Source organism: Streptomyces sp. NPDC058864, from assembly GCF_042742985.1.
Taxonomy (GTDB): Bacteria; Actinomycetota; Actinomycetes; order Streptomycetales; family Streptomycetaceae; genus Actinacidiphila.
On sequence record NZ_JBHYMQ010000154.1, the window covers coordinates 1 to 1991 of the forward strand.

A 1991-nucleotide genomic window follows, 5' to 3' on the forward strand; every position below is an offset into this window, starting at 1 on the left:
ACAACGGCCACTCACCGCCGCGAGGAAGGATACGAAGGAGCCGAGCCAGCTTCCCCCCGACGTGCAAGCCCCTAAGGCACGTCAAGGACCCTTGGCATAGGTCGACAACACCGCGGCCCCACTCACCCGCTCACCCACCGGTGCGCAGCCGCGCCCCGCCATTCGACCCAGCGTGGATCGTCCACCACCAGGTCCGGATCGGGCAGGCCAGCCGAACGCAGAATCAGCAGCAGGTCATGATCGGAGAACGCCGTTCCGACGTAGTCGTCCTCCATCCGGTCCTCACGGTGCATCGTCACCAGCCGGCCGCCCCGCGGCGACAAACCGTGCACCACGAACCGCGCATCATCCACCCTTCCAGCCTGCCGCACCCGCGATGCGCACGCCTGACCACAGCAAAGCCAGCAGCACACCACACCGTGCGCATCCGCTGGAGTGGCGACCGGGCCTCACCACGCCGCGCCTGCAGTCGGCACACGGCCACAGACCCGGTAGCCCTCGGGGCCATCTGACCAAGCGGGTGCTGGAGTCCGCCCTGGAAGGAGAGATCACCGTCCACCTCGGATACGACAAACACGACCCGGCCGGTGCCGGTAGCGGGAACTCCCGCAACGGCGTCCGGACCAAGACGGTGCTGACCGACGTCGGCCTGGTCGAGATCGCGGTGCCGCGAGACCGCGACGGCAGCTTCGAGCCGCAGATCGTCAAGAAACGCCAGCGGCGCCTGACCGGCGTGCACGAGATGGTGCTGTCGCAGTCCGCGCGGGGGCTGACGCACGGGGACATCTCCGCGCACTTGGCCGAGGTCTACGGCGCGAGCGTGTCCAAACAGACGATCTCGACGATAACCGACAAGGTCATGGACGGGATGGCCGAATGGCAGAACCGGCCTCTGGCAGTAAAGGCGAACCGGTCTACTGTAGGCGATGGAGAGGAATGGAAATGGGAATCAATTACACCTGGGGCCGCTCACTAAATCTTGGATGCAGCTAAATAAAAACATAAGCCGCTTCGGGTGCAACATTTAGCGACGTACCCGAAGCGAGCACGAGAGACTCTCGAAGGAAACACAACAATGCGATTTATCCCTCTACTTATCGGCCTCGCCTGGCTGACATTTGGCCTAGCGATGGTAAAAAACTTTCGAGGGTTCTTTGATAAAATGCTCACTTCGCGAATCAACCTGGCACCCGGCGAGGAAATGAGCTCCTCGGCACTTCGAACAATAGGAAGAGTGAATGTGATCCTGGGTTCTCTTGCTACAGCATTCGGAATCATCTTCGCGATCTTCGCAAAATGATCGCGATAGCAATTTTCGACCTGGCTTTCGGCGCCGCGTGCCTCGGTGCCGGAATCCGGATTCACGCCCGCCCCCGAAAAACGCGACTGCAGAAAATTTCCGGAGCCCTCTGGGTTGCTATCGGGATTACCTCCATAACGGCCGGGGTGGCACAGCTTTGACTATTGCGATCTATCCACATCTCTGGCCTGATCAGCCACACCGCGCCGGCGGTCACACCCGGCAACGATGGCGACCCAGTCCGGGCCGAGTCGGGCGACCAGGCGTTGCCGGAGGGTGCAGCGTTGGCGGGGTGTGGTCGCTGCCCAGATGCCTGTCTGGGTGAGGTCCGGGTTGGCCAGGGCCCATTTCAGGCAGTCGGATGCCAGTGGGCACGGCACGCAGGCGGCGGTGGCCTGGTCGACGCGGGCGGTGATGTCGTCGCTGTTGCTGTCGCCGTGCTCGTAGGCGAACAGCTCGGGGTTCTGCCCGGCACGCGGTGGGGGTGGCGCTATAGGGGAAGGGAATGCGCGGGTCTGCCTCATGGGCCAGCGGGCGCGGGGTACCGGATCGACTCACAAAACCAATCCTCCCAAGTCACGGTAACGCAGTGTCAGCGGGGGGTGCCTCTATGTTCTTCGTCAAGCGAGGTGGGGGGTTCTGGGTTGGTAGAGGGTGCCGTCGCGGAGCATGGCGAACAGCACGCTGGTGC

The 1991-nt window shown here is 63.2% G+C and carries 2 protein-coding genes and 1 pseudogene; 1 reads left to right on the forward strand and 2 read right to left on the reverse strand.

Annotation, left to right across the window (positions count from 1 at the left end; genetic code table 11):
• Positions 1–122: 122 nt before the first annotated feature.
• The gene (locus ACFW3D_RS42060; protein ID WP_500513768.1) at positions 123–353 is read right to left on the reverse strand and encodes a hypothetical protein; all 231 of its coding nucleotides are present in this window, start codon (positions 351–353) and stop codon (positions 123–125) included.
• Positions 354–505: 152 nt separating this feature from the next.
• Between ACFW3D_RS42060 and ACFW3D_RS42065 the strand changes: the two are divergent.
• Positions 506–895 (forward strand): annotated as a pseudogene (locus ACFW3D_RS42065) (transposase); the annotation flags it as partial.
• A 566-nt stretch (positions 896–1461) separates the two neighbouring features.
• Here the strand turns inward: ACFW3D_RS42065 and ACFW3D_RS42070 are convergent.
• Positions 1462–1824: a WhiB family transcriptional regulator gene (locus tag ACFW3D_RS42070; RefSeq protein WP_500513770.1), complete on the reverse strand. Its 363-nt coding sequence runs from the start codon at positions 1822–1824 to the stop codon at positions 1462–1464.
• Positions 1825–1991: the final 167 nt, after the last annotated feature.

Excerpts from the sequence above, each read along its gene's own strand:
- ACFW3D_RS42070 (WP_500513770.1), bottom strand. The coding sequence starts at position 1,824 with ATGAGGCAGACCCGCGCATTCCCTTCCCCTATAGCGCCACCCCCACCG.